The organism is Pararhodobacter sp. CCB-MM2, assembly GCF_001691415.1.
Classification (GTDB): domain Bacteria; phylum Pseudomonadota; class Alphaproteobacteria; order Rhodobacterales; family Rhodobacteraceae; genus Pararhodobacter.
The window spans coordinates 1-1,274 of record NZ_LRRR01000067.1; the positions used below are offsets into that span (position 1 = coordinate 1).

The following is a 1,274-nucleotide window of genomic DNA, read 5'->3' on the forward strand; positions in this document are numbered from 1 at the left end:
CCCGCCGCGACCATGCCCGCGACGGTGCCGATCCGGCGGGCGCGGGCGGCGATCTCGCCCTCGGTCTTCAGCCCCAGCCAAGCCGCGCCATGCATCAACAGCATCGACAGCGACACCACGCCCGTGAGCAGCGCGAAGGGATTGAGCAGCGCGAACAGTTTGCCAAGGGCCGATCCCTCGTAGATCGGCATCAGCGACGGCGTGAAGTGGAAGGGCACGCCCTGCAGCACATTGCCGACCGCCACGCCGAACAACAGCGCCGGCACCGCACCGCCGATGAACAGCGCCCAGTCCCAGCTGGACCGCCACAGTGCGCTCTCGCGCTTCGAGCGGTATTTGAAGCCCACCGGCCGCAGGATCAGCGCGGCGAGGATCAGGAACATCGCCAGATAGAAGCCCGAGAAGCTGACCGCATAGAGCGGCGGCCAGGCGGCAAAGATCGCGCCGCCGCCAAGGATGAACCACACCTGGTTGCCTTCCCAGACTGGCCCCACGGTGTTGATCACAACGCGGCGTTGGGTGTCGCTCTTGGCGACGAAGGGCAGCAGGGCGCCGACGCCCATGTCGAAGCCATCCGTCAGCGCGAAGCCCGTGAGCAGCACGCCCAGCAGCAGCCACCAGATGACGCGGAGAATATCGAGCGAGATGAGATCATGCAGGATCATGGCCGGTTACTCCGCAGGGGTGGCAAGCGGGTCCTTGCCATCGGTGGTGCGCAAGCGGTGGTGATGCCGCTTCATCCAGGTCTCGGTCTCGGCGACGTCTTCCTGCGGGCCCTTGCGGATCGTCTTCAGCATCAGCGTGACCTCGACGATGAACAGCACGGTATAGAACAGGATGAAGCCGATGATCGTGATCCAGACATCGGTGACGGTCAGCTGGCTGACGGACAGGGCCGTCGGCAGGATGCCGTCCACGGTCCAGGGTTGCCGGCCATACTCGGCCACGACCCAACCCAACTCCGCCGCGATCCAGGGCGCGGGGATCATCACCACGGCCAGACGCAGGGCCCAGCGGGGGAAGCCCATGCCCTTGAAGGACGCGCGCCAGAAGAAATAGGCCATCAGCGCGATGAAGCTGAAGCCAAGCCCGACCATGATGCGGAACGACCAGAACAGTACGGCCACGCCCGGCACGGTGTCGAAGGCCGCGGCGGCGATCTGTTCCTCGGTCGCGTCGCGCGGGTCGTCGACATATTGCATCAGCAGCAGCGCGTAGCCGAGGTCCATCTGGTGCTGCTCGAAGGACAGCCGAACCGCTTCGGGCGTGTCGGC

Annotated in this window: 2 protein-coding genes; both read right to left on the reverse strand. The window is 65.9% G+C overall.

Annotated features, from left to right (window positions below):
- Positions 1-665 (reverse strand): cytochrome d ubiquinol oxidase subunit II (gene cydB, locus BCY78_RS24200; protein ID WP_068306912.1); only part of this gene is annotated, 665 nt, incomplete at its 3' end.
- A 6-nt stretch (positions 666-671) separates the two neighbouring features.
- A partial coding sequence (locus tag BCY78_RS24205) for a cytochrome ubiquinol oxidase subunit I (protein WP_139103321.1) occupies positions 672-1,274 on the reverse strand: 603 nt, incomplete at its 5' end.